General features: G+C 66.3%; 18 protein-coding genes. 11 read left to right on the top strand and 7 right to left on the bottom strand.

What is annotated here, in order from left to right:
* The first annotated feature begins 565 nt into the window (after positions 1–565).
* Positions 566–1,513 carry an IS110 family transposase gene (locus ACLIBK_RS20325; protein WP_415389128.1) on the top strand — a complete coding sequence of 316 codons (948 nt, stop codon included), beginning with the start codon at positions 566–568 and terminating at the stop codon, positions 1,511–1,513.
* A gap of 22 nt (positions 1,514–1,535) precedes the next feature.
* On the opposite strand, the gene ACLIBK_RS20320 is transcribed toward ACLIBK_RS20325, so the two are convergent.
* The 3 genes from ACLIBK_RS20320 to ACLIBK_RS20310 are packed head-to-tail and all read right to left on the bottom strand — an operon-like array spanning position 1,536 to position 2,563.
* Positions 1,536–1,862, bottom strand: coding sequence for a hypothetical protein (locus tag ACLIBK_RS20320; protein ID WP_415389127.1), 327 nt, complete (start codon positions 1,860–1,862; stop codon positions 1,536–1,538).
* Positions 1,859–2,020: a hypothetical protein gene (locus ACLIBK_RS20315; RefSeq protein WP_415389126.1), complete on the bottom strand. Its 162-nt coding sequence runs from the start codon at positions 2,018–2,020 to the stop codon at positions 1,859–1,861. Before ACLIBK_RS20315 ends, ACLIBK_RS20320 begins: the two co-directional genes overlap by 4 nt.
* 12 nt (positions 2,021–2,032) lie before the next feature.
* Complete coding sequence (locus ACLIBK_RS20310; protein ID WP_415389125.1) at positions 2,033–2,563, bottom strand: OmpA family protein; 531 nt, start codon at positions 2,561–2,563, stop codon at positions 2,033–2,035.
* Positions 2,564–2,731: 168 nt separating this feature from the next.
* On the opposite strand from ACLIBK_RS20310, the gene ACLIBK_RS20305 reads away from it, so the two are divergent.
* The 3 genes from ACLIBK_RS20305 to ACLIBK_RS20295 all read left to right on the top strand — a co-directional run bounded on the left by ACLIBK_RS20305 (position 2,732) and on the right by ACLIBK_RS20295 (position 4,525).
* On the top strand, positions 2,732–3,238 hold the full coding sequence (locus ACLIBK_RS20305) for a GNAT family N-acetyltransferase (protein WP_415389124.1): 507 nt from the start codon (positions 2,732–2,734) through the stop codon (positions 3,236–3,238).
* 206 nt (positions 3,239–3,444) lie between these two features.
* Entirely contained in the window at positions 3,445–3,852 is a 408-nt protein-coding gene (locus ACLIBK_RS20300; protein WP_415389123.1) for a hypothetical protein, read from the top strand.
* Positions 3,853–3,976: 124 nt separating this feature from the next.
* Positions 3,977–4,525, top strand: a complete 549-nt coding sequence (locus ACLIBK_RS20295) for a hypothetical protein (RefSeq protein WP_415389122.1) — start codon at positions 3,977–3,979, stop codon at positions 4,523–4,525.
* A gap of 538 nt (positions 4,526–5,063) precedes the next feature.
* Here ACLIBK_RS20295 and ACLIBK_RS20290 read toward each other — a convergent pair.
* Together ACLIBK_RS20290 and ACLIBK_RS20285 are read right to left on the bottom strand one after the other, a co-directional pair.
* Positions 5,064–8,369, bottom strand: a complete 3,306-nt coding sequence (locus ACLIBK_RS20290) for an error-prone DNA polymerase (RefSeq protein ID WP_415389121.1) — start codon at positions 8,367–8,369, stop codon at positions 5,064–5,066.
* 1 nt (position 8,370) lies between these two features.
* Entirely contained in the window at positions 8,371–8,610 is a 240-nt protein-coding gene (locus ACLIBK_RS20285; protein ID WP_415389120.1) for a hypothetical protein, read from the bottom strand.
* Between the two features lie 431 nt (positions 8,611–9,041).
* Between ACLIBK_RS20285 and ACLIBK_RS20280 the strand changes: the two genes are divergently transcribed.
* The 5 genes from ACLIBK_RS20280 to ACLIBK_RS20260 all read left to right on the top strand — a co-directional run bounded on the left by ACLIBK_RS20280 (position 9,042) and on the right by ACLIBK_RS20260 (position 14,016).
* On the top strand, positions 9,042–10,544 hold the full coding sequence (locus ACLIBK_RS20280; RefSeq protein WP_415389119.1) for a putative bifunctional diguanylate cyclase/phosphodiesterase: 1,503 nt from the start codon (positions 9,042–9,044) through the stop codon (positions 10,542–10,544).
* Between the two features lie 231 nt (positions 10,545–10,775).
* Positions 10,776–11,606, top strand: a complete 831-nt coding sequence (locus tag ACLIBK_RS20275; protein ID WP_415389118.1) for an IS5 family transposase — start codon at positions 10,776–10,778, stop codon at positions 11,604–11,606.
* A 37-nt stretch (positions 11,607–11,643) separates the two neighbouring features.
* Positions 11,644–11,838 (top strand): peptidoglycan-binding domain-containing protein, encoded by a 195-nt coding sequence (locus ACLIBK_RS20270; protein ID WP_415389117.1) that lies wholly within the window; start codon positions 11,644–11,646, stop codon positions 11,836–11,838.
* A 142-nt stretch (positions 11,839–11,980) separates the two neighbouring features.
* Positions 11,981–13,366 carry an AAA family ATPase gene (locus ACLIBK_RS20265; RefSeq protein ID WP_415389116.1) on the top strand — a complete coding sequence of 462 codons (1,386 nt, stop codon included), beginning with the start codon at positions 11,981–11,983 and terminating at the stop codon, positions 13,364–13,366.
* Positions 13,363–14,016, top strand: coding sequence for an HNH endonuclease (locus ACLIBK_RS20260; protein WP_415389115.1), 654 nt, complete (start codon positions 13,363–13,365; stop codon positions 14,014–14,016). Before ACLIBK_RS20265 ends, ACLIBK_RS20260 begins: the two co-directional genes overlap by 4 nt.
* 314 nt (positions 14,017–14,330) lie before the next feature.
* On the opposite strand, the gene ACLIBK_RS20255 is transcribed toward ACLIBK_RS20260, so the two are convergent.
* Both ACLIBK_RS20255 and ACLIBK_RS20250 read right to left on the bottom strand, forming a co-directional pair.
* Positions 14,331–15,565 (bottom strand): IS3 family transposase gene (locus ACLIBK_RS20255; RefSeq protein ID WP_415389114.1). Its coding sequence is split into 2 segments (ribosomal slippage): positions 14,331–15,217 and positions 15,217–15,565, totalling 1,236 coding nucleotides; the frame shifts between segments, so codons are not numbered across the junction.
* Positions 15,566–15,755: 190 nt separating this feature from the next.
* On the bottom strand, positions 15,756–16,121 hold the full coding sequence (locus ACLIBK_RS20250; protein ID WP_415389113.1) for a hypothetical protein: 366 nt from the start codon (positions 16,119–16,121) through the stop codon (positions 15,756–15,758).
* A 586-nt stretch (positions 16,122–16,707) separates the two neighbouring features.
* On the opposite strand from ACLIBK_RS20250, the gene ACLIBK_RS20245 reads away from it, so the two are divergent.
* Both ACLIBK_RS20245 and ACLIBK_RS20240 read left to right on the top strand, forming a co-directional pair.
* Entirely contained in the window at positions 16,708–17,280 is a 573-nt protein-coding gene (locus ACLIBK_RS20245) for a hypothetical protein (protein WP_415389112.1), read from the top strand.
* A 354-nt stretch (positions 17,281–17,634) separates the two neighbouring features.
* Positions 17,635–18,999, top strand: a complete 1,365-nt coding sequence (locus ACLIBK_RS20240; RefSeq protein WP_415389111.1) for a tyrosine-type recombinase/integrase — start codon at positions 17,635–17,637, stop codon at positions 18,997–18,999.
* Positions 19,000–19,376: the final 377 nt, after the last annotated feature.

The raw sequence follows: 19,376 nt of genomic DNA, 5'->3' as shown, positions 1-19,376 counted from the left end.
TTACCTGCGCGAGCGCTTTCTCTCCCATCGCTTGCTCCACAGCAACGCCGCCATCGTCGACGCCTGCTGCCAAGCCTGGAATGCCCTGACGCCAGATCGCCTCCGCTCCCTCACCAGCTATCCTTGGATTGGAAAAGTCACTTCATAAGCGCGCCGGTATAAGCATATCCTGGCCTTCGGTGTCCCAATGGAAGCTCTTGCTGTCATGGATGTCGAAGAAGAACCGGGGCATCATGCGTGGGCGCCTGACTGGTGAGCAGCTAAGGCACTCTAGTTCCTGCCAACCAACGCCGAGGTCACGACGCCGCAATAAGCGTGCTGCCATCCATCACAGATGCGGGGAAACCCGGCGGCAAGCACTGATGCGAGTTGTTCCGGCCCTTGTATCTCTTCCTTGCCTGCGGCTGATGGCTCAGCGAGGCTGGCAGCGGCCGGGAGCCCGCTAGGCCCTTGGGTGGCAGAGCCCGTACCTGAGCATGGCGCCCCGGCCGCTGTCTTTTCCGAGAACCCGAACGGTCGCTTGGGCCGCCGCTCCGCGGCGAGCCCGCATTCGCAAGGACGGGCCATGGAGAACGCCACTGCTTCGCCGGTCTTCGTCGGCATTGATGTCCCCAAGAACCGGCTCGACCTTCACCTCCGACCATCTGGTAAGGCCATAGCCCTCGCCAACGATGAGGCCGGCCTCGCACAGGTCACCGCCGTCCTGGCCGGCCTGTCGCCCGCGCTCATCGTTCTTGAGGCCACCGGCGGCTACGAGGTCCGGCTGGCGGCCGACCTCGCCACCGCCGGGATGGCCGTCGCGGTGGTAAACCCGCGGCAGGTCCGCGACTTCGCCCGCGCTACGGGGCGACTGGCCAAGACCGATCGCATCGACGCCGCCCTCCTCGCCCTCTTCGCCGAGCGCATCCGACCCGAGCCCCGCCCACTTCCCGACGCCTTGGCGCAGGCCCTCACCGAACTGGTCGCCCGCAGGCGTCAGGTTGTCGAGATGACCGTCATGGAAGGCAATCGCCGACGCTGCGCCCGCAATCCCAAGGTCCGGGCCGCCATCGACGCGACGCCGGCCGTGCTGCGAGCTCAGCTCGCCAGCCTCGACGGTGACATCGAGGGCACCGTGCGCGCCTCGCCGCTGTGGCGCGAAACCGAGAACCTGCTGACCTCCGTCCCTGGCATCGGCGACGTCACCGCCCGCACCCTCATCGCCGAGTTGCCCGAACTGGGCCAACTCGACCGGCGCAAGCTCGCCGCCCTGGTCGGTGTCGCCCCTGTGAACCGCGACAGCGGACAGTTCCGTGGGCACCGCGCTATCGCCGGCGGTCGCACCTCCCTTCGCAACACCCTCTTCATGGCCACCCTGGTCGCCGTCCGGCACAACGCCGTCCTACCCGCCCACTACCAGGCCCTTACCGCCCGCGGCCGACCCAAGAAGGTCGCCCTTGTCGCCTGCATCCGGCGTCTCCTGGGCATCCTCAACGCCATCGTCCGGACCAACACACCATGGCAAACCGCTTGACCAACAAGACGGTCGCTCAGGTCTAGCGGAACCCGCACCGCGCCTCGATCGCCTCCACCGCGTCCCGCAGGAACATCATGCGGGCATCCCAGCCGGGTTGCTGGGCCAGTGCTGGCGTCCGGGCCGCGATGGTGTCCTGTTCCTCGATATACCGCCGCAGCTCGGCCACCACAGCGCGAGGAATGCCGGCAGTGGCAGGCTTCATCCCCGCCAGCGCCGCCAGTTCCATCGCCAGGGCTTCCAGCCTGCCAGACATCTTCTCGGGCAGCTCGCCGGCTTCCTGCACCTGGGCGGCCAGGTCGCGCAGCACATACAGGTAAGCATCGGCCGTAAAAGGTGGCGGGCTCACGCCAGCGCCCTCCCACGCGCGCCCTTGTGCGCTTCGTAGTCCCGCAGCGCCCGGGGTTCTTCCGCCAGCCAGGCGCGCAGGAACACGCCCGTCCGGTTCGGGCTGGGCAGGTTCGCGGCGTAGTCCACCCCGTCGAGCCAGTCCGCCAGCGTGTCCATGGCAACCTCCGACTATCGGTGAACGATCTGCACCCGGCGGTTTTGCGGCTCCGGCACGCCGTCGGGAGTGGCGAGTAATGGACTACTCTCGCCGAAGGCTCGGATCACCAGATCATCGCGGGGAATGCCCTGGCGCATCAGCTCGGCGACCACAGCTTCGGCCCGTCGCTGGGACAGGCGTTGGTTGTACTGCGGCGTGCCGGAGCGGTCGGCATGGCCTTCCACCTCGATGCGGGTTGAGCCGGTGCGTCGAGCATGGACCGCCGCCTCGGTGAGGATCAGCCGGGCGCGGTCGCTGAGGTCGGCACGATCCCAGTCAAAGTAGACGATGAACGTCACCCGAATGGAGGGCTCGCCCAGCGTCAGTGTTGCAGGCGGCCGCATAGCTTCCGCACATGCCAGCAGAGGCGCAGCCATCAATAGCGACACCAGCAGGGAGCGAAGGGCACGGAACAGCACCAGGGGAAGGTCACCGGCCGCAGTGCAGATCGTCTCGGGGGTGGGGTCGGCCCGGAGCTGCCGGGCGGTGTCGCGGGGCGTCATGGGGAGAGGGTGTCTGCGCGGAAGCACGTTGACAATCGCTCGACCCTGCGACCCGTCTAAAGACAGGGCGGTGGCGTGTAGGGTTGGGCAGGGTTCGCCAGTTGAACCGTTCCCGCCCACGCCGACGCTTCAATCCGGCTAGCTAGGCCGGTAGGCTGCGCGCCTACTATGTCGCGAATTACCCTGCATCCCGTGCGCTGGACCGATGGACCGGAGCTGATCCAGGCCAACCGGGACAGCTGCGGCCACCACACCCCCTGGGTGCAGCCCTTCACCGACGCGGCGGGGTTCGCCGACTGGTTCGGCCGCCACCTTACCGGCCCGCACCGCAGCTTCGTAGCGCGGGACGCCGCCGACGGCGCGGTGGCCGGGATGGTCAACCTCAGCGAGATCGTGTGGGGGAGCTTCCGCAGCGCCTACCTCGGCTACTACGGCAGCGCCGCCGCCGCAGGCCGTGGCCTGATGACGGAGGCCGTAGGTGCCGCGGCGCGGCACGCCTTCGCTGAGCTCGGGCTGCACCGGCTGGAAGCCAATGTGCAGCCCGGTAACCTGCGCTCGCTGGCACTGCTGCGGCGGCTGGGTTTCCGGCAGGAGGGCTTCTCGCCCGGCTACCTACGCGTAGGCGGCGAGTGGCGCGACCACGAGCGCTGGGCGCTTCTAGCTACGCTGGAGTGATCTGTGCGGCCAGGGTTCGACGGGAGCCCCAGCAGGAGCCCCCGTTGCGCCGGCCGGTCTGGCACCTGGCCGATCCCCTTAAATCCGTAGCGGCGGGCTTGGGGGTATGGAGAGCATTGTCACCCGCCTGTGGCCACCCTAGCGTTGTTCCTACTCCGTATCGGATGGACACCTGCAGGATGGTTCTCACCCTTGGAAATGCTCGCGTGGCAGCCTTCCTCGCTACCATCTGCCTCGTAACTGCTGCACCGGCGCTTGCGCAGGAGGCGGCCTGGAGCGGACGGCTACGTTGCGAGCCGGTCCCTGGCACGACGCAAGGCGTCCTGAACACTCCGTTTCGCCTTACCGTGTCCGGCACCACCGCCCGCTACGAGCGCGATGTGCTGACGGCCTCGGGACAAACCTCGGGCAATGTCGAACAGGGACGGGGCACAGTGTCGGCTGACGGGATGGTGCGGCTGGAAGGCGGTGCCTCCGGACGCGGCTTCTCCTACACGTCACAGTACCAGGGGCGGCTGACAGGAACGGCCGCGACCCTGGAGGGGTGGCAGGACTGGAATTCGCGCGACAGCCAATCCCGCCGGCCCTGCACAGTCACTCTTCAGCGCAACTGAGTGACTTCGCTGCCTGGGTGATGACCGGCTCGAACTTGGGGGTGGCATGCTGTTCCTGTGGCTCCGCAACGGCCCACGGCATCTGCCCCGTGAGCGGGATCCTCCACGTGAGCCGTCCCTTCCGATGCCGGCAGTCGGACGTGTTCTGACCCTGGAGCGGCAGCAGCGCGACCTCAGCGGCAACCCGGCGGGGCCGGACGGCGCGCAGGCGCACCTCGACGTGCTGGACCAGGCGACGGAAGTGGTGGCCGCCGGGCAGATCGTACCGGACGCGGCCATGCCGGTGCGCGACTTCTTCCGCCGGGCGTTGCGCGACCCGGCGGTGGAGGCGGCGGGGGAAAATGCCGCTCGAAATATAACTGGGAATACAACTGGCGGGGGTACGACGCGCGTGTTCACCCCGGCCGGCCGTGCCGTGGACGTGGAGCCGCAGGTGGTGGAGCTGCGCGACCTGATCCCGAGCCACACCAACGACTTCACCCCGAACCCGGCCTATCCGCATGCCGAGGGCGTGCAGCCGCGCGAGCGGGGCCGGAACGCCTCCGCAGCGCAGGTGCGCGACATCGTGGCCAATCTGGAACCGGAACGGCTCGGCACCTCCCCGGAGGCCGGCCAGGGCTCCCCGATCATCGACGAGCCCGGGCAGCCCTTCGCCCACTTCTGCGTCGTCTGAGGCGAGGACGCTGGCTGGGGTTTCGGTGGCGACTTCAGCAAGGGTATCCACGGGCGGGTGGTACTGCTTCGAGCACCGGGGCGAGGGGCAGCGGTGGTTCGCTACGGGCGGCTAGTCCTGGTTCAGCCAATAGTCCACCAACTGCATGCACTCTTCCCGTGAGGCGAAGAGTTGCCCATCAGACGGGTGCCCTTGCAGCCTTAGACACCAATTGAGCATCCTCGCGCCGGGCTCGGCGGTCGCCTCAACCGTGGCGCCACGATACTGGTAACTGAGGCCGCCGAGCCGGCCGGCCTGGGCGGTCAGTTCCGCCTCATGTGAGATCGGGGTAGCTTGGTGGTTCATGGCGCTCCTAGCAGAGGTACAGTTCGACCTTCAGGAGCAGCTTAAGGCCATTGGAAAGTGGCAAAGATCTGCCCTTTTCAAGACCTCTGAGCGTTAAGGCTGTCGGTCACCTTGGAGTAGGCAGCCCAGGCTCCTCCGCCATATCAGCGCTGGCCGGCGGCCGCGTGCTGCAGGCCTCGCCCCGTCCGGAGTGTCAGCGGAAGTCACGGCTGGGCGGCAGCTGCACGCGGGCCGGCTGGCGTGAGCCCGGCTCGGGTCGCCTGACCTCGTCGGCATGGCCCAGGGCGCGATCCAGCGCCGGCCCGGGTGCCACCACCCGCCCCAGCCCGTCCAGCAGGTGGGAGCAGTCCCGCAGCCGCCGCGCGATCAGATGCACAATGGGCACCTCGGCGTGGCGGTCCTCCCGCTCCACCCGGCCCTCGGCCAGCAGCAGCCGTGCCCCGATCAGCGCCGCCCGGTCACGCTCGCCGATGTCGGGGTAGACCACCAGGTTCGCCTGCCCGTGCTCGTCCTCGCAGGTGATGAACACGATGCCCTTGGCCGTCCCCGGCCGCTGCCGCATCAGCACCAGCCCCGGCACCTGCAGCAGCGCGCCCGAGCGGGCCTCCCGCAGCCGGGTGGTGTCGGCATAGCCCAGCGCGTCCAGTTCCGGCCGCAGCAGCGCCAGCGGGTGGCCGCGCAGCGTCAGCCCGAGCGCGCGGTAGTCCTCCACCACCGCCTCGCCCTCGCCATGCGCCGGCAGGTCGGGCGCTGCCTCCTGCAGGTACGGTGCGTCACCCCCGGCCGCGGCGGCCCGTCCGCCCACCGCGAAGAGCGGCAGGTCGTGCACCGGGGCAGCCAGCCCGGAGGCGTCCCACACCGCCTCCCTGCGGCTGATCGCCAGCCGGGCAAAGGCGTCCGCTGCCGCCAGTGCCTCGATCGCCCGCCTACCCACCCCGGCCCGGCGCACCACCTCGTCCACGCTGGCGTAGGGCGAGCCGTTGCCCGCCCGCCGGGCCCGCGCCACCGCCTGCCCGTCCTCCTGGCCCAGGCCGTGCGCCAGCCGCAGCCCCAGCCGCAGCGCCAGCCCGCCGGCACTGGCCGGCTCCGCTTCCAGCGTGCTGTCCCACTCCGAGCTGTTGATCTCCAGCGGCCGGACCTCGACGGCGTGCTCCCGCGCGTCGCGCACGATCTGCGCCGGGGCGTAGAAGCCCATCGGCTGGCTGTTGAGCAAGGCGGCTGCGAACACCGCCGGGTGGTGGCACTTCACCCAGGACGAGGCGTAGACCAGGTGGGCGAAGGAGGCGGCGTGACTCTCGGGAAAGCCGTAGGAGCCGAAGCCCTCGATCTGGGCGAAGCAGCGCTCGGCGAAGTCGCGCGGGTAGCCGCGCCGGGCCATGCCCTCCACCAGCCGGTCGCGGTAGATCCCCACCCCTTGCGTGTACTTGAAGGTCGCCATGGCGCGACGGAGGTCGTCCGCCTCGGCCGGGGTGAACTGCGCGGCGACGATGGCGATGCGCATGGCCTGCTCCTGGAACAGCGGCACGCCCAGGGTCTTGCCCAGCACGTGGCGCAGCTCGTCGGGGTCGCCGTGCTCGGCTGCGGGCGAGGCGTACTCGGCCTGCTCCTGCCCCCAGCGGCGGCGCAGGTAGGGGTGCACCATGTCGCCCTGGATGGGCCCGGGGCGGACGATGGCGACCTGCACCACCAGGTCGTAGAACTCACGCGGGCGCAGCCGCGGCAGCATGTTCATCTGCGCCCGGCTCTCCACCTGGAACACGCCCAGGCTGTCTCCTCTCCGGAGCATGCCGTAGGTCTCGCCGCAGTCGCGCGGCAGGCCGGCCAGGTCGAGCCGCAGCCCGCTGTGGCGGGCCAGCAGCGCGAAGCTGCGCCGCAGGCAGCTCAGCATCCCCAGCGCGAGCAGGTCGACCTTGAGGATGCCGAGCGCGTCGACGTCCTCCTTGTCCCACTCCAGCACGGTGCGCCCGGGCATGGCGGCGTTGCCCAGCACGGCCAGCTCGACCAGCGGCCCGCGGGTGATCACGAAGCCACCGACATGGGTGGCCAGATGGCGGGGAAAGTCCTGGATCTCCTCGGCGAGTTCCAGGCACATCGCCAGCCGGCGGTCCGCCACATCCAGGCCCTGGGCCGCGGCGAGCTCGGGGAGGCACTGCTCCCGTCCCGGCCCCCAGCTTGCCTTGGCCAGGGCGGCGGTGAGGTCCTCGCTCAGCCCCATGGCCTTGCCCACCGCGCGGATGGCCGAGCGGGCGCGGAAGCGGATCACGGTGGCGACGATGGCGGCGCGGTCGCGGCCGTAGCGGCCGTAGACGTACTGGATCACCTCCTCGCGGCGCTCGTGCTCGAAGTCGAGGTCGATGTCGGGCGGCTCGCCGCGGGAGGCGGAAACGAAGCGCTCGAACAGCAGGTCGTGCTTGCTCGGGTCCACCGCCGTAACGCCGAGCACGAAGCACACGGCGGAGTTGGCGGCCGAGCCCCGGCCCTGGCACAGGATGCCGCGCCTGCGGGCGAAGGCCACGATGTCGGCCACGGTGAGGAAGTAGGGCGCGAAGCCCAGCTGCTCGATCAGCGCCAGTTCGTGGGCGAGCGTGGTCTGGATGCCGGCCGGCACGCCCTTGGGCCAGCGCTCGGCGGCGGCAGCCTCGACCCGGGCAGCCAGGGTCTGCTGCGGCGTGCGGCCGGGCTCGAGCACCTCGTCGGGGTACTCGTAGCGCAGCTGGTCCAGCGAGAAGCCCGACGCCGCCCGCAGCACCCGGAGCGTGTTCGCGAGTGCCGCGGGATAGCGGCTGAAGAGGCGGGCCATCTCCTCGGGGCCCTTGAGGCAGCGCTCGCCATTGGGCTCGGCCGCCATGCCGATGCTGTCCACCGTGCGGCCGAGGCGGATGGCGGTGAGCACGTCGGCCAGGCGGCGGCGGGCCGGGTGGTGGTAGCGCACGGCGTTGGTGGCCAGCAGACCCGCACCGGCTGCCGAGGCAAGCTGGGCCAGCTGGTCGAGGCTGGCCTGGTCGTAGCCGTGCAGCCAGGGAGTGGCGGTGCACAGCAGCGGCAGCGCCAGGCGGGGTCGCAGCGCCTCCGCGTCGGCCCGCAGCCGTGCGCCGAAGCCGGCGGTGGGCAGCTCGGGGGCGACCAGGGCCAGCACCCAGCCCGAGGCGGCCGTGAGCAGCGCCTCGCGGGCAATGCTGGCCTCGCCCTTGGGCGCGCCCATGCGGGCCTCGGACAAAAGCCGGCACAGCCGGCCATAGCTGGCCCGATCGGTGGGCCAGGCCAGGTACTCCGAGCCATCCTCCAGCTGCAGGCGGGCGCCCACCGCGAAAGGCAGACCGAGTGCCTTGGCCGCCACGTGGCCGCGCACCACGCCGGCGAGGCTGTTGCGGTCGCAGATGCCCAGGCCCGCGAGGCCGAGCTCTGAGGCAGTGGAGGCGAGCTCGGCGGGGTGGGAGGCGCCGTCGAGCAGGGAGAAGTTGGAGCGCGCCCCCAGCTCGGCGAAGCCTGGGGTGGGCACCTCAGCCAGCGCCGTGCGGCGGGGTCGGTTTGCGCTTCATGACCACGAAGTTGGAGCGGCGGATGTGGTCGACGAGGCGCTCGGCGGCGATCCCTGCCGCGAACTCCCAGCCACCGGCCCGGGGACGGCCGCGGTCGTCGAAGCGCAGCGCGTAGGCCAGGCTCTGGGCGAACTCCTCGTCCGAGGCAGGTTCCAGCGGCTCAGCCGGGGAGTGAAGGGGAGGGTGCGAATCGGAGACCATGTCCGGAGCCTAGGTGCAAAGTCCGGATTCGAACAACATAAGAACATGACGGCATAGCGTAATGATCTTGCACGATCCGTAGCGTGCTGTGGGGACACTTAGCGTCCCCCATCTAGAGGAATGTATGCCGATCAAGGTGGAAGCCGTACGGGTTCCAGCGATGGGTTAGGAGCGGGCGGGCCTAGTTGGCTTGCCTGCCGACAAGCCGGTCTGAGCACGACCAGCCTCTACACACGGCGTTCAGACAACCTTGGGTTGAATTATGCGCTAGTTAGGAAGTCGTGAGAGAGGCCCGGTGAGTGGCAGGACACTCCGTCAAAGCGCCAGCGCAACTCGGCGAGGTCGCGAGCCCAGGAATGCAGGCTCCTGACCGTCAGGAAACATGGAAGGCGTGGGTGATGCGGCACCGAGTTAGCATCCAGGATCTCGGCATGGTGGCGGCGGTCCTACTGGTGGCTGCCTTCCTCGCCTTTGAGCTCGACATCTACGTCACCGAGGGCAGCACCTCGACGGCAGATCGGGTACTCGAGCTCGACGAGGCGTTGACCCTGGGCGCGCTGCTGACCGTGAGCATGCTGGTGTTCGCCATCCGGCGCTACCTCGAGCAGAAGCGTGAAACCAGCCGGCGGATAGCCGCCGAGCAGGAGGCGCGGACGCTGGCCTACGAGGATGTGCTTACCGGCTTGCCCAACCGCCGCCGCTTCGACGAGGCACTGGCCGCAGCCATCGCCGCGCCACCCGCCGCCGGCAAGTCGCATGCCGTGTTCCTACTCGACCTCAACGGCTTCAAGCGAATCAACGACGTGCACGGTCACGGCGTGGGCGATGAGGCCCTGACCGTGGTGGCGCGCCAACTGCAGGGGGCGGTGCGGGACGGCGACCTGGTTTCGAGGTTTGGCGGCGACGAGTTCGCGATCCTGGCGCAGCACCTGCTCGGTGCCGAAGCCGCCACCAACGTGGCCTTGCGGGTGATCCAGAGTCTGGCGGAGCCGGTCCGGGCAGGTGAGGCGCTGCACCGGCTCGGGACCGGGATCGGCATCGCGCTGCTGCCGGGCGATGCGGACACGGCCGCGGAAGCGCTGCGCAAGGCCGACGTGGCCCTGTACCGGGCGAAGGCGGAAGGGCGCTCGGCCCTGCGTTTCTTCGAAACGGAGATGGACCGCCACGTCAGGGAACGAGAGGCGCTGGAGGAGGCACTGCGCACAGCGATCGCGGAAGATCAGGTACGCCCGGGCTTCCGCCCCACGGTGGACCTGCGCAGCGGGCGCATCACCGGCTTCGAGGCGATGCCGCGCTGGCGGCATCCTGAACTGGGCGAAGTGCCGCCCGAGCGGTTCCTCCCGATCGCCGAGGAGAGCGGCCTGATCGCTGCTTTGTCCGACCGGGTGATGCGCCTGGCCTGCGAGGCGGCCCAGCATTGGCCGGCGGAGGTGACGCTGAGCCTGCAGCTGCTGCCGTCACAGCTGAACGACCGCGGGCTGGTGCAGCGGGTGGCGGCCATGTTGGAGGAGTTGCAGGTGGCGCCGTCGCGCCTGGAACTGGAGATCGCCGAGAGCACCTTGGTGGGGGACATGCAGCAGGCGCAACTGCTGCTAGGGGCACTGCGCGCCATCGGCGTCCGCATCGCCTTGGGAAACTTCGGGACGGGCTATTCCAGCCTCTATCACCTGCGCAACTTCAAGCTCGACAAGATCAAGATCGATCGCGGCTTCGTCGAAGGCATGCGCTCGGAAGGCGAGAACGCCCGGATTGTCAGCGCGCTGGTGGGACTGGGCCAGGGCCTCGGGCTGACCGTCACCGCCGATGGCATCGGCGACGCGGAGCAGCGAGCTGCTCTGCTCGGTACCGGCTGCGAGGAGGGCCAAGGCCTCCTGTTCAGCGATGGCATGTCTGCAGAAGATGCAACGCGGTTGCTGGGTGAAGCAGTCAGCTGAGCTTGCCTGCTTGCACACCGCTAAGCCAGCACTCGGCGGCCAAGGTTATCGCGAACTACCCACACCGGCGCGGAGGGGGGGAGGCGGATGGGGCCATACCCGGCGACACGCAGCGTGTAGGCCAAGCTCTAGGCGAGCTTCTCGTCCGAGGCAGGCTGCAGTGGCTTAGACCCCGTTTGAGAATGCAGTTCTGGGCTGGGTCGGGTTGACGTGAATAGCCACATGGATGGGATGTGGACCAAGGAGCATCGTAAGCGGCAACTGGCGTTTGAGCGTGGCCGCCGTTACCCGACCGACCTGACGGACGCCGAGTGGGAGCAAGTCAGGCCTTTGCTGCCGAAACCGCTCGGATGCGGCAGAAAGCCCGAGGTCGACCTGCGCGAGGTGCTGAACGCGATCCGCTACATGGCGCGCTCCGGCGGAGGCTGGCGCATGCTGCCGGTGCATTTTGGGCCGTGGCAAACAGTGTACTGGTGGTTCCGCCGCCTGGTGCGTCGCCTGCTGTTCCAGACGGTCCACGACGTGATGCTGATGCTGGACCGTGAGCGAGCAGGCCGTGAGGCCAGCCCCACGGCGGGCGTGGTGGACAGCCAGACCGTCAAGGCGCCGCACGCGCCCGGAGGCGGCGGCTACGACGCAGCCAAGCGGACCAAGGGCCGCAAGCGCCACGTGGCGGTGGACACGGACGGACGCCTGCTGATGGTTAACCTGACCACCGCCGACGTGCAGGACGCCACTGGCGCGGAAGAGATTGTCCGGGCTGTTCGCAAGCGTTGGCCGTGGCTGAAGCACTTGTTCGCCGACGGCGCTTATGACCGGGGCAGGCTGGCTAGCCTGGCCGCCTACAAGGATTTCACGCTGGAAGTCGTGCGCAAGCTGCCGGACCAGAAAGGCTTTCAGGTGCTGCCGCGTCGGTGGGTGGTGGAACGCACGTTCGGGTGGATAACACGCTGGCGCAGGCTCGTGCGCGATTACGAGAAGCGCTTGGACGTGTCGGACGCTATGATCCACCTCAGCATGGGAGCGCTCCTGCTCCGGCGCGTTGCCCACCCAGACCCGTAGCCATTCTCAAACGGGGTCTTAGAGACCGATCCCGGCCATGCTGAGCATCGGCGATCGCGGCGACGCAGTGCGGCAGCTGCAGCGCGCACTGGTGGGCCAGGGCTATGTGCTCACGGCCGGCGGGGTGTTCGGGAAGGTGACCGAGGTGGCCGTGCAGCAATTCCAGGAGCGGCACGGTCTGGAGGCGGACGGCGTGGTGAGGCCAATGACGAACGGAGTATTGCGCCTGTGAGCGCAGCGTGATCCTTTCGTAGTTTGCCTTGATGCGGTTCCAGCGCACAGTTTTTCGGGCAACTCGGATCTTGTCCTCCCCTGGAACTCTCACGTGAGGTATGGAGCCTATTGCAGCAAGCCCTGCAGTACTGGAGACCGAAATGACGTCTTTTGCCTCGATTACCATAAATGGCTGGAGGCAATTCGATGCGGTTTCCATCGACTTTCATCCTCGCCTTACTATTATTACTGGATCAAATGGAGCAGGCAAAAGTACGATCTTAAATATATGCGCGCAGCACTTCGCCCCTGCCCGACCCTTTTTGGCAACCCCAAAACGCCGAAAGGGGGGCGGCTTTTTATTCGACCCTGGCCTCCTTGCGAAAAGCGAGACTGCTGGTTCATACACGACGTTCTTCGATGATGAAATCGAGCAGGAGGAAGAGGAGGAGGAAGAGGAGGACCAAATAGATCCCTCACTTTCAGACGGCTTTGATGCTTACAAGGCGGCCACCTCAAGAGGCCGCCCAGGGAATTTCATACCGATTGGTGATTTTCGCTACGATAATGGCGCTGTGGGTACCATAGGCTTTCATGAAAACCAGTCGCATTCATACGGTCTACAGATAACCAACCAACAGCAGGTACTGGGCGTTCCTATAAGCTCACACCGAGCGCTTGCAAGCTACCAGCCTGTTGCGGGCCTTTCCTTCCAAATAATTAGTCTTGCAGCCGCTTACCAGAATTATATGAGCGAGTATGTGACGCGCTCGAACGGAGGCCAGTCACAGTTCTCCCCAATGTACCGAATGAAAGAAACGCTGATCGCCATGGCCGCGTTCGGCGAGGGGAATAGCCACTTTGAACGTATTGACGAGTTAGCCGCTGCGTTCACTGATTTCGGTAAAGTTCTTCGTAAAGTCCTTCCGAAAGAAATTGGATTTCAAAGACTGTCTGTGAGAGCGCCGGACATTATTCTTAAAACGCGCTCGGGAGAATTTATCGTAGATGCAGGCTCCGGGGGCATCACTGCTGTTATCGAGATTACTTGGCAGCTTTTCCTTTATTCACGCATTCAACCCTCTTTTAGTGCAACCTTGGATGAGCCTGAAAATCATTTACACCCATCAATGCAGAGGTCAATTCTAGCAAACCTAGTGGACGCATTTCCGCAAGTCCAGTTTGTAGTTGCAACGCATAGCCCTTTCATAGTGTCTGCCGTCGAGAACTCCCGCGTCTATGCACTAAGGTACACAGGAAAGCTGGGCCCGAACGGCTTTCCAGATCACAAAACTCGCCGAGTTAGGTCAGTAGAATTAGATCAAGTCAAAAAGGCTGGCAGCGCCAGTGAAATCCTAGAAGAGGTTCTTGGTGTCCGTGTCTCGATCCCAGAATGGGCGTCCAGACAGCTCAACAACATAATCGCTGATTTTGAGGGTGTCGAGGTCACTACGGAGACGCTGAAGCAGCTGCGCGCGAAGCTGGCCGAGGCTGGTTTTTCCGATTATTACCCTGAAGCTTTAGCAAATTTGGTCCGACATAAGTGATCAAATTAACCAAACAACCAGAACCTCAAGTCTTACGGGACAACGGTCCGCAATGGCTTAAGGTGTTGCAAGACAGGGTCGCTGCCTCCAAAGCGCCAACCAGTACTGAGACAAGCCGATACAACAATCCCGAGATTAAGGCGGCATTACGATTGGAAACGCACGATAAGTGCGCTTACTGTGAAAGCTGCCTCACTCACATTACCTATGGCGACATTGACCATATCTCCCCGAAGTCTGTGAAACTTGAAGATACATTCCGTTGGAGTAATTTGACGCTAGCATGTGATGTTTGTAATACGAAAAAAGGGAAAGAGATCGATATTGTTGACCCATACATTGACGAGCCCAACGATCTTTTTAGATTTGCTGGAGCAATAATGTTCGCCAAGCCCAATAAAGGCATAGCAAAGCGAACTCTTCATAGGCTTGATCTTAACCGAACAGAACTGATGCAAAGACGTGTGAAGCGGCTGAATGCAATCTGGAGCATACTACACGTAATTGAAATAGCGACAGACCCCCTAGAAAAACAAGCGGCCATCGATGAATTATTTGAGACCGAAACCGCCGATAGCGCAGAGTACGCTGCCTCTGTGCGGCAGTTTCTCGCCCATGTAGCTCCGCATTTACAGGCAACTACGGTTTAGGTTTGCCTTAGGACAGCGTTCATGAGGCGCTAAACGTTAGAGGAGACAAAGAAGACTTCCTGGTGATAAGCGTTCCAAGCGACATTGGCGGGTCATTCTGATGCGATGGGAGCAGCTGCACGCTCACCCAGTCGGGCCAAAGCCATGGCGTGGGCACGCGCTCATCCAGACTGAGAGCCGCACGCAGTTCGAGCACCGCAGGCGCGCGATCACCTCGTAGCACCGGAGCGAGTCGGACAGCCGGTGGCGGCGCCTAAGCGCATCCACCTGCTCGCTGTGACTATGCCCGCAGGCGCAGCGTGGAGTGCTCCCCATCAAACCGGACAGGTGACTGGGGTCGACAACTGGCTGGCGATGAACTCACGGGGTGAGAGCATGCGCAAGCCGGAGTGGGGATGGGCGGCGTTGTAGTCCTCGAACCAGGCGGGGAGCTGCTGCAGTACGGTGAGGGCATCCGGGCGGGGGTTCACCCGGGCGTAGTCGCGCTTGAGGGTCTTCACGAACGCCTCGCAGACCCCGTTGCTTTCCGGGCTGCGGACCGGGGTAAAGCAGGCAACGAGGTTCAGGGCGGTTGCGAAGTCGACCGTGTCCTTGGCCGTGTAGGGCGAGCCGTTGTCGGCCAGCCACTGGACGGGATGGGGTGCGCGGACGTCGCCGAACCGGCCCTCGACGCAGGCGAGCATCATGTCGCGGATCATCTCACCGCTGATGCCCCCACCGGCCGTGGCGACCCAGGCCATGACCTCGCGGTCGTGGGTGTCGATGGCGAACGCGACGTGGACGGCCTCGCCGTTCCAGCAGGCGATGACGAGGCCGTCGGAGGCCCAGCGCTGGTTCGACGCTGGTGCGACAACCTTGCCCTCATGCGTCCGGATGACGCGTCTCGCGGTGTTGGGCTGCAGCGTGAGCGAGGCGCGCCGCATGAGGCGCAGGACGCGCTTACGGTTGACCGGTGGTTCACCGGCAACTCGCCGGGCCCGGTTTAGCAAGGCAGCAACGCGCCGGTAGCCGTAGGTGGGCCGCGCATCGGTGATGGCGCGGATCTCGGCCAGGAGTGCGTCGTCGCCCCCGCGCTGGTAGGGGCCGCGGCGGCGTCCCGGACCCTTCAGCTGCTCGACCAGATTGGATCGGGCGACGCCCAGGGTATCGGCCACGGCCTTCACCGCGAACCGGCCGGAGGCGGCGACGGCAGCCGCAAGCCGGGCTTTTTCCCCCGGGTGGCGTCCAACGCCTCCCGCAGGATCTCAGCCTCCATGGTCTTGCGACCGAGCAAGCGCTCGAGGTCCCGGACCTTGGCCTCGAGTTCGCGGACGCGGCTGGCGGCGACCACGTCGTCGTCCGCCTGGACCGCCTCCAGGCCACCCTCGGCCATACGACGCCTCCACCCGAACAGCAGGCTGGGCGAGACGCCGTGGAGCCGGGCAACGGCCGAGACCGTCATGCCTGGCTGAGCGGTCTCCTCGACCAGCCGGACCTTCTCGGCGGCACTGTAGCGCCTGCGGCGCTCGCGGCCGGTGATGATTTCCACGCGCTCAGCGGCATTGGACATAGGCGTATGCCTAGGCTTCAGCCTAGGTCCTCAGGTTACGCCGCCTGTCCGGTCGAAATGGGGGGCGCTCCACAGCGTATCCTGAAGTAGGCCCAGCCCATGTACCAGAGCGGCGCGACCGGCGGCGGGCTGCCGTCGAGGTGGCGAGACACCGCCGGCTACGGGCGGCGCGCCGGCGCTCCGGCCGCCATCATGGTAGCGGCCCCTGAACCTCCGCCGACGGCAGCGGCCGCCGCGGTGGGTCCACCTGCTTGCGCCACTGCTTCACGCCGCAGTGCAGGAGCAGCCAGTCGCTGGCTTCGCCCGGCCCGCTCCAGCCCATTCCCACGATCTCAGGCGGACTGCCGCACGCCTGGCAGCGCAGCCGTTCGACAGCGCCGCCGACAGTCAGCTCCAGCCGGGCGTCCAGGATCGGCGCCACTGGCACCCGCCGGAACAAGCAGGTGCCGACCGGGCCCTGCAGCAAGAAGTAGTAGGCGCGGAACTCGGCCAGCGGCCTCGCCAGTGCCTCGCGGCCGCGCCGGACGTCCGCGGGCTCCTCCTGCGGGGCCAGCACTTATACCGTGTCCCGTTGGCCTCAACTTATCGAGGATAGGGCCGGCCCGATGCGGACCCGCCCCGGCCCTCGGCGGAACCGCGGCATCGCACAGGTCTTGACCAGCGGGACTTGGTATCAGAGCCGCCCGTGTGCCGCGGTGAAGGCATTTTGCACGGCGACGATCGCCCCCAAAGCCATCCCTGCGCGCCTTTCGGGGCAGCGCTTGCCGCGGCCCGGCGGTGGTGCCGAGCCGAACGGGAAAGTGAGGAATGTCCAGGAAATTCCAGGAAGCTCCACGCGGCGGCGTTGTGGAACCCAGGCCCTTGTGCCTCCCTGCCCGCGGCGGGTCCGAGAGGCCACCGCCCGGCAAGACGTCGCCTGTCCGGGCCCGGCCCGGTTCGGCCAGGCGACGTGGCGCTGCCCCCCCCCAGCGACCGCCGCGAACCGCCCACGGCCAAGCTCTTGCTGCCAAGTCAATGTACGGCGAGAGGTTCCCCCCCAAGGGATGCGTCGGGACCTCCGGCATCCCCGTCACCCCACCACCCGCACCGCAGGCCCGGGCGGGCGCCACACCCTGGCGACGCACCGAAAGGATCCCGCTGCGATGCCGCAGTTTTCCCGATCTCTCAATGCCCATGTGGCCTTCGCCGGCAACAACGCGCGACACGACCCGGTGGGCTACATAACCACCTTCCAGGCTCCGGGCGGTATCTCGCTGGCGCCGGACATCCGGGCTGCTTGGATGGAAGAGGCGGGCCGGCACCCTTCCTCGGTCGATATAAGGCCGACGGGCGGCAAAGTCCCGGTCGTCGGCGTGATGACGATGCTCCTCTGGGACACGGGCGTGACCGATTCCATCTTCGTGCAATGCATGATGTCCACGGCCAATGCAGCCCGGCTAGGCCCGATGCAGGACGTGTCCTATCCGGTCCGTTTCGGGTTCTGCGTGTCGGAATACGACCCTTCCGCCAAGAAGTATTACTCTTCCATGCAGCCGGGCCAGCCCGGTCCCATGGGAGCCACCATTGCATCCCTGGCGGTGAGCGATGAAGTGAGCCGCGAGATCGGAATGAACGTGGTCGCCGTAGAGTTCGAGGCCAAGCCCAACGCCACGCCCAAATCTCTGATGTTGGCCACTGCGCATGGCCGAACCATCGTTAAGAAGTGGGGCGTCTGACCCGGGTCGCCCGATGCGGTACGCCGACCGCCCCATGCCGCCCGGCGAAGTGCACTCCGGTCCCGTTCCGCCCTTGCCCCACCACGGAGCGCCTGCCGGAATAGGACGCATCCCTAGCGCCGCCGTCCGGGCGTGAACCAACCCAGCTTTCCGCTCCGGCTGGATCTCCTGGTTTGCCTCGATCGCGGCCTCTACGCCCTCGACCAACTGCGCGCCGACCTCCTTCACAACCCACACCTCGCACAGGGCCAAGAAGTGCGTTGCCTTGGCGCCTAGTGTCGGTCGCCATCAGTACTGTTGGCAGACACGACCAAGGTGCATTGAATGCAGACCGCCCAAAGCTGGAGGCGGCACGTGAAGACCACCCGCAAGGAAATTCACGAGCGAGTCTGGAGCAAGCCGATACGGCAGGCCGCGGAGCACTTCGGCTGCTCCGACAGCTACCTGGCGAGGCTCTGCCGCGAGCTCGCGATTCCCCTGCCCATGCGTGGGCACTGGCTGCTGCCGGCTGAAAGGCGGCTTCCTCCGCCGGCACTGCCAGCACTCCTGCCGGGACGCTCCGAGGTGGTGTGGATAGGCGAAGGCCGCACGCGTCTGCCGCCACGTGTTCAAGCTGTGCCGTCCGTATTCTCAAACGCGGAGAGCGTCGCGGCGAAGCGACCGAAGCCGATCACGGCACACCTGGAGCGCGCTGCCGGCGGCATCTTCCACATCGCTTGGAAGGAGGGTCGCAAATTTCGGCGCATAAGCACTGAGACAAGTGACACCGAGGAAGCAGCACGTCTCCTGAGCATCTGGCAGCAGGGCCTTGAACGCGAGGCTGCCAGATCGGGACTGTCGGTGCGACAGGCGCTGGACGACTACTTCACCGAACACGTGCACCCGAAGGTGGACGCAAAGCAGACAGCTGAATTCGCGCGGCGGATGCTGGAGCAGCACTTCGGTCACATGAGTGTCGCCAGTATCAACCCTGGAGATGTCAGATCCTTTGTGCATCGCCGCAGGACCGGCAAACTCACCGGGACCAGGGGGCGGCTCGCTCGCGATCCCACCATCCGCCGGGAGCTGGGAGTTCTGGTCGCAGCACTCAACCACGCAGTGCGCGAAGGGCGTCTGTCGCGGGCCGATGTACCCGCTATCCCACTACCCGACGCTGGTGAGCCACGGGAAACGTGGTTGAGGGAGCCGGAAACTGAGCGCTTATTGGCTGCGGCGCGACGAACAAGCACGAGCCGCCGCAGCCGGATCGAGCGGTTCGTGTACCTGGCCTACTATACCGCTGCTCGGAAGAGGTCGCTCGAAACCCTGGAATGGTCGCAGGTGGACCTCCATGCGGGCCTCATCCATCTGCGCAAGCCGGACAGCAAGCGAACGAAGAAACGCCGTCCTACCGTCCACATCCACCCTCGCCTGCGCGAGGTGCTGGAGGCTGCCGCGGCGGAGCGATTGCCGGACGGCAGTGGCGGGCTGAGCCCGTGGGTGCTGGATGAGCCAGGCTCCATCCGCACCGCCTTTGAAAGTGCCGTACGACGCGCAGGGTTAGCGTCGGACGTCACTGCTCACGTGCTCCGCCATACCGCTGCCACCCACATGCTGCGACGGGGCGTGCCAATTTGGAATGTCTCCGAGGCGCTCGGGAATTCGGTGGCCATGGTTCAGCGCGTCTACGGGCACCACGTGCCCGACGCGACCAGGGCGGCGATCGAAGCGCTGGGCTGACGGTGTGGAGGTTCCACCGGATTGGTGGAAAGGTCGCGAAATTGGAGGAAATTAGTAGGCGCGCGGGTCAGTAAGAAATACATGCGCGTTCGCCCCCTCCCGGAGGGGTGGGTCGGGCACGCTGCCGGATCACTGTGATGTGACGAATGCGGCTCGGAAGTAAATGTCTGCCAAGTGCTGCTCAACATCATGCAGAAGACTGCTCTGGTGCTTGTTGTTGACCGACAATATACTTTGAGCTACAGTCATTTTTGTTGTTGACGTGCCGCTGGCGTCTATCCCACCTTTGCGACGGAGCCTGATAAACTCCGCAGCTAGCGTGACGCCCCGACACGGCGCATCCGACTTCGCACCGATCTTCCGGGGGACATGCGCGT

It is taken from the genome of Roseomonas sp. BN140053 (genome assembly GCF_047690175.1).
In the GTDB taxonomy this organism is placed as follows: Bacteria; Pseudomonadota; Alphaproteobacteria; order Acetobacterales; family Acetobacteraceae; genus Roseomonas.
The sequence above is the reverse complement of the archived record's forward strand: the minus strand, read 5'-3'. Positions and strand labels throughout refer to the sequence as shown.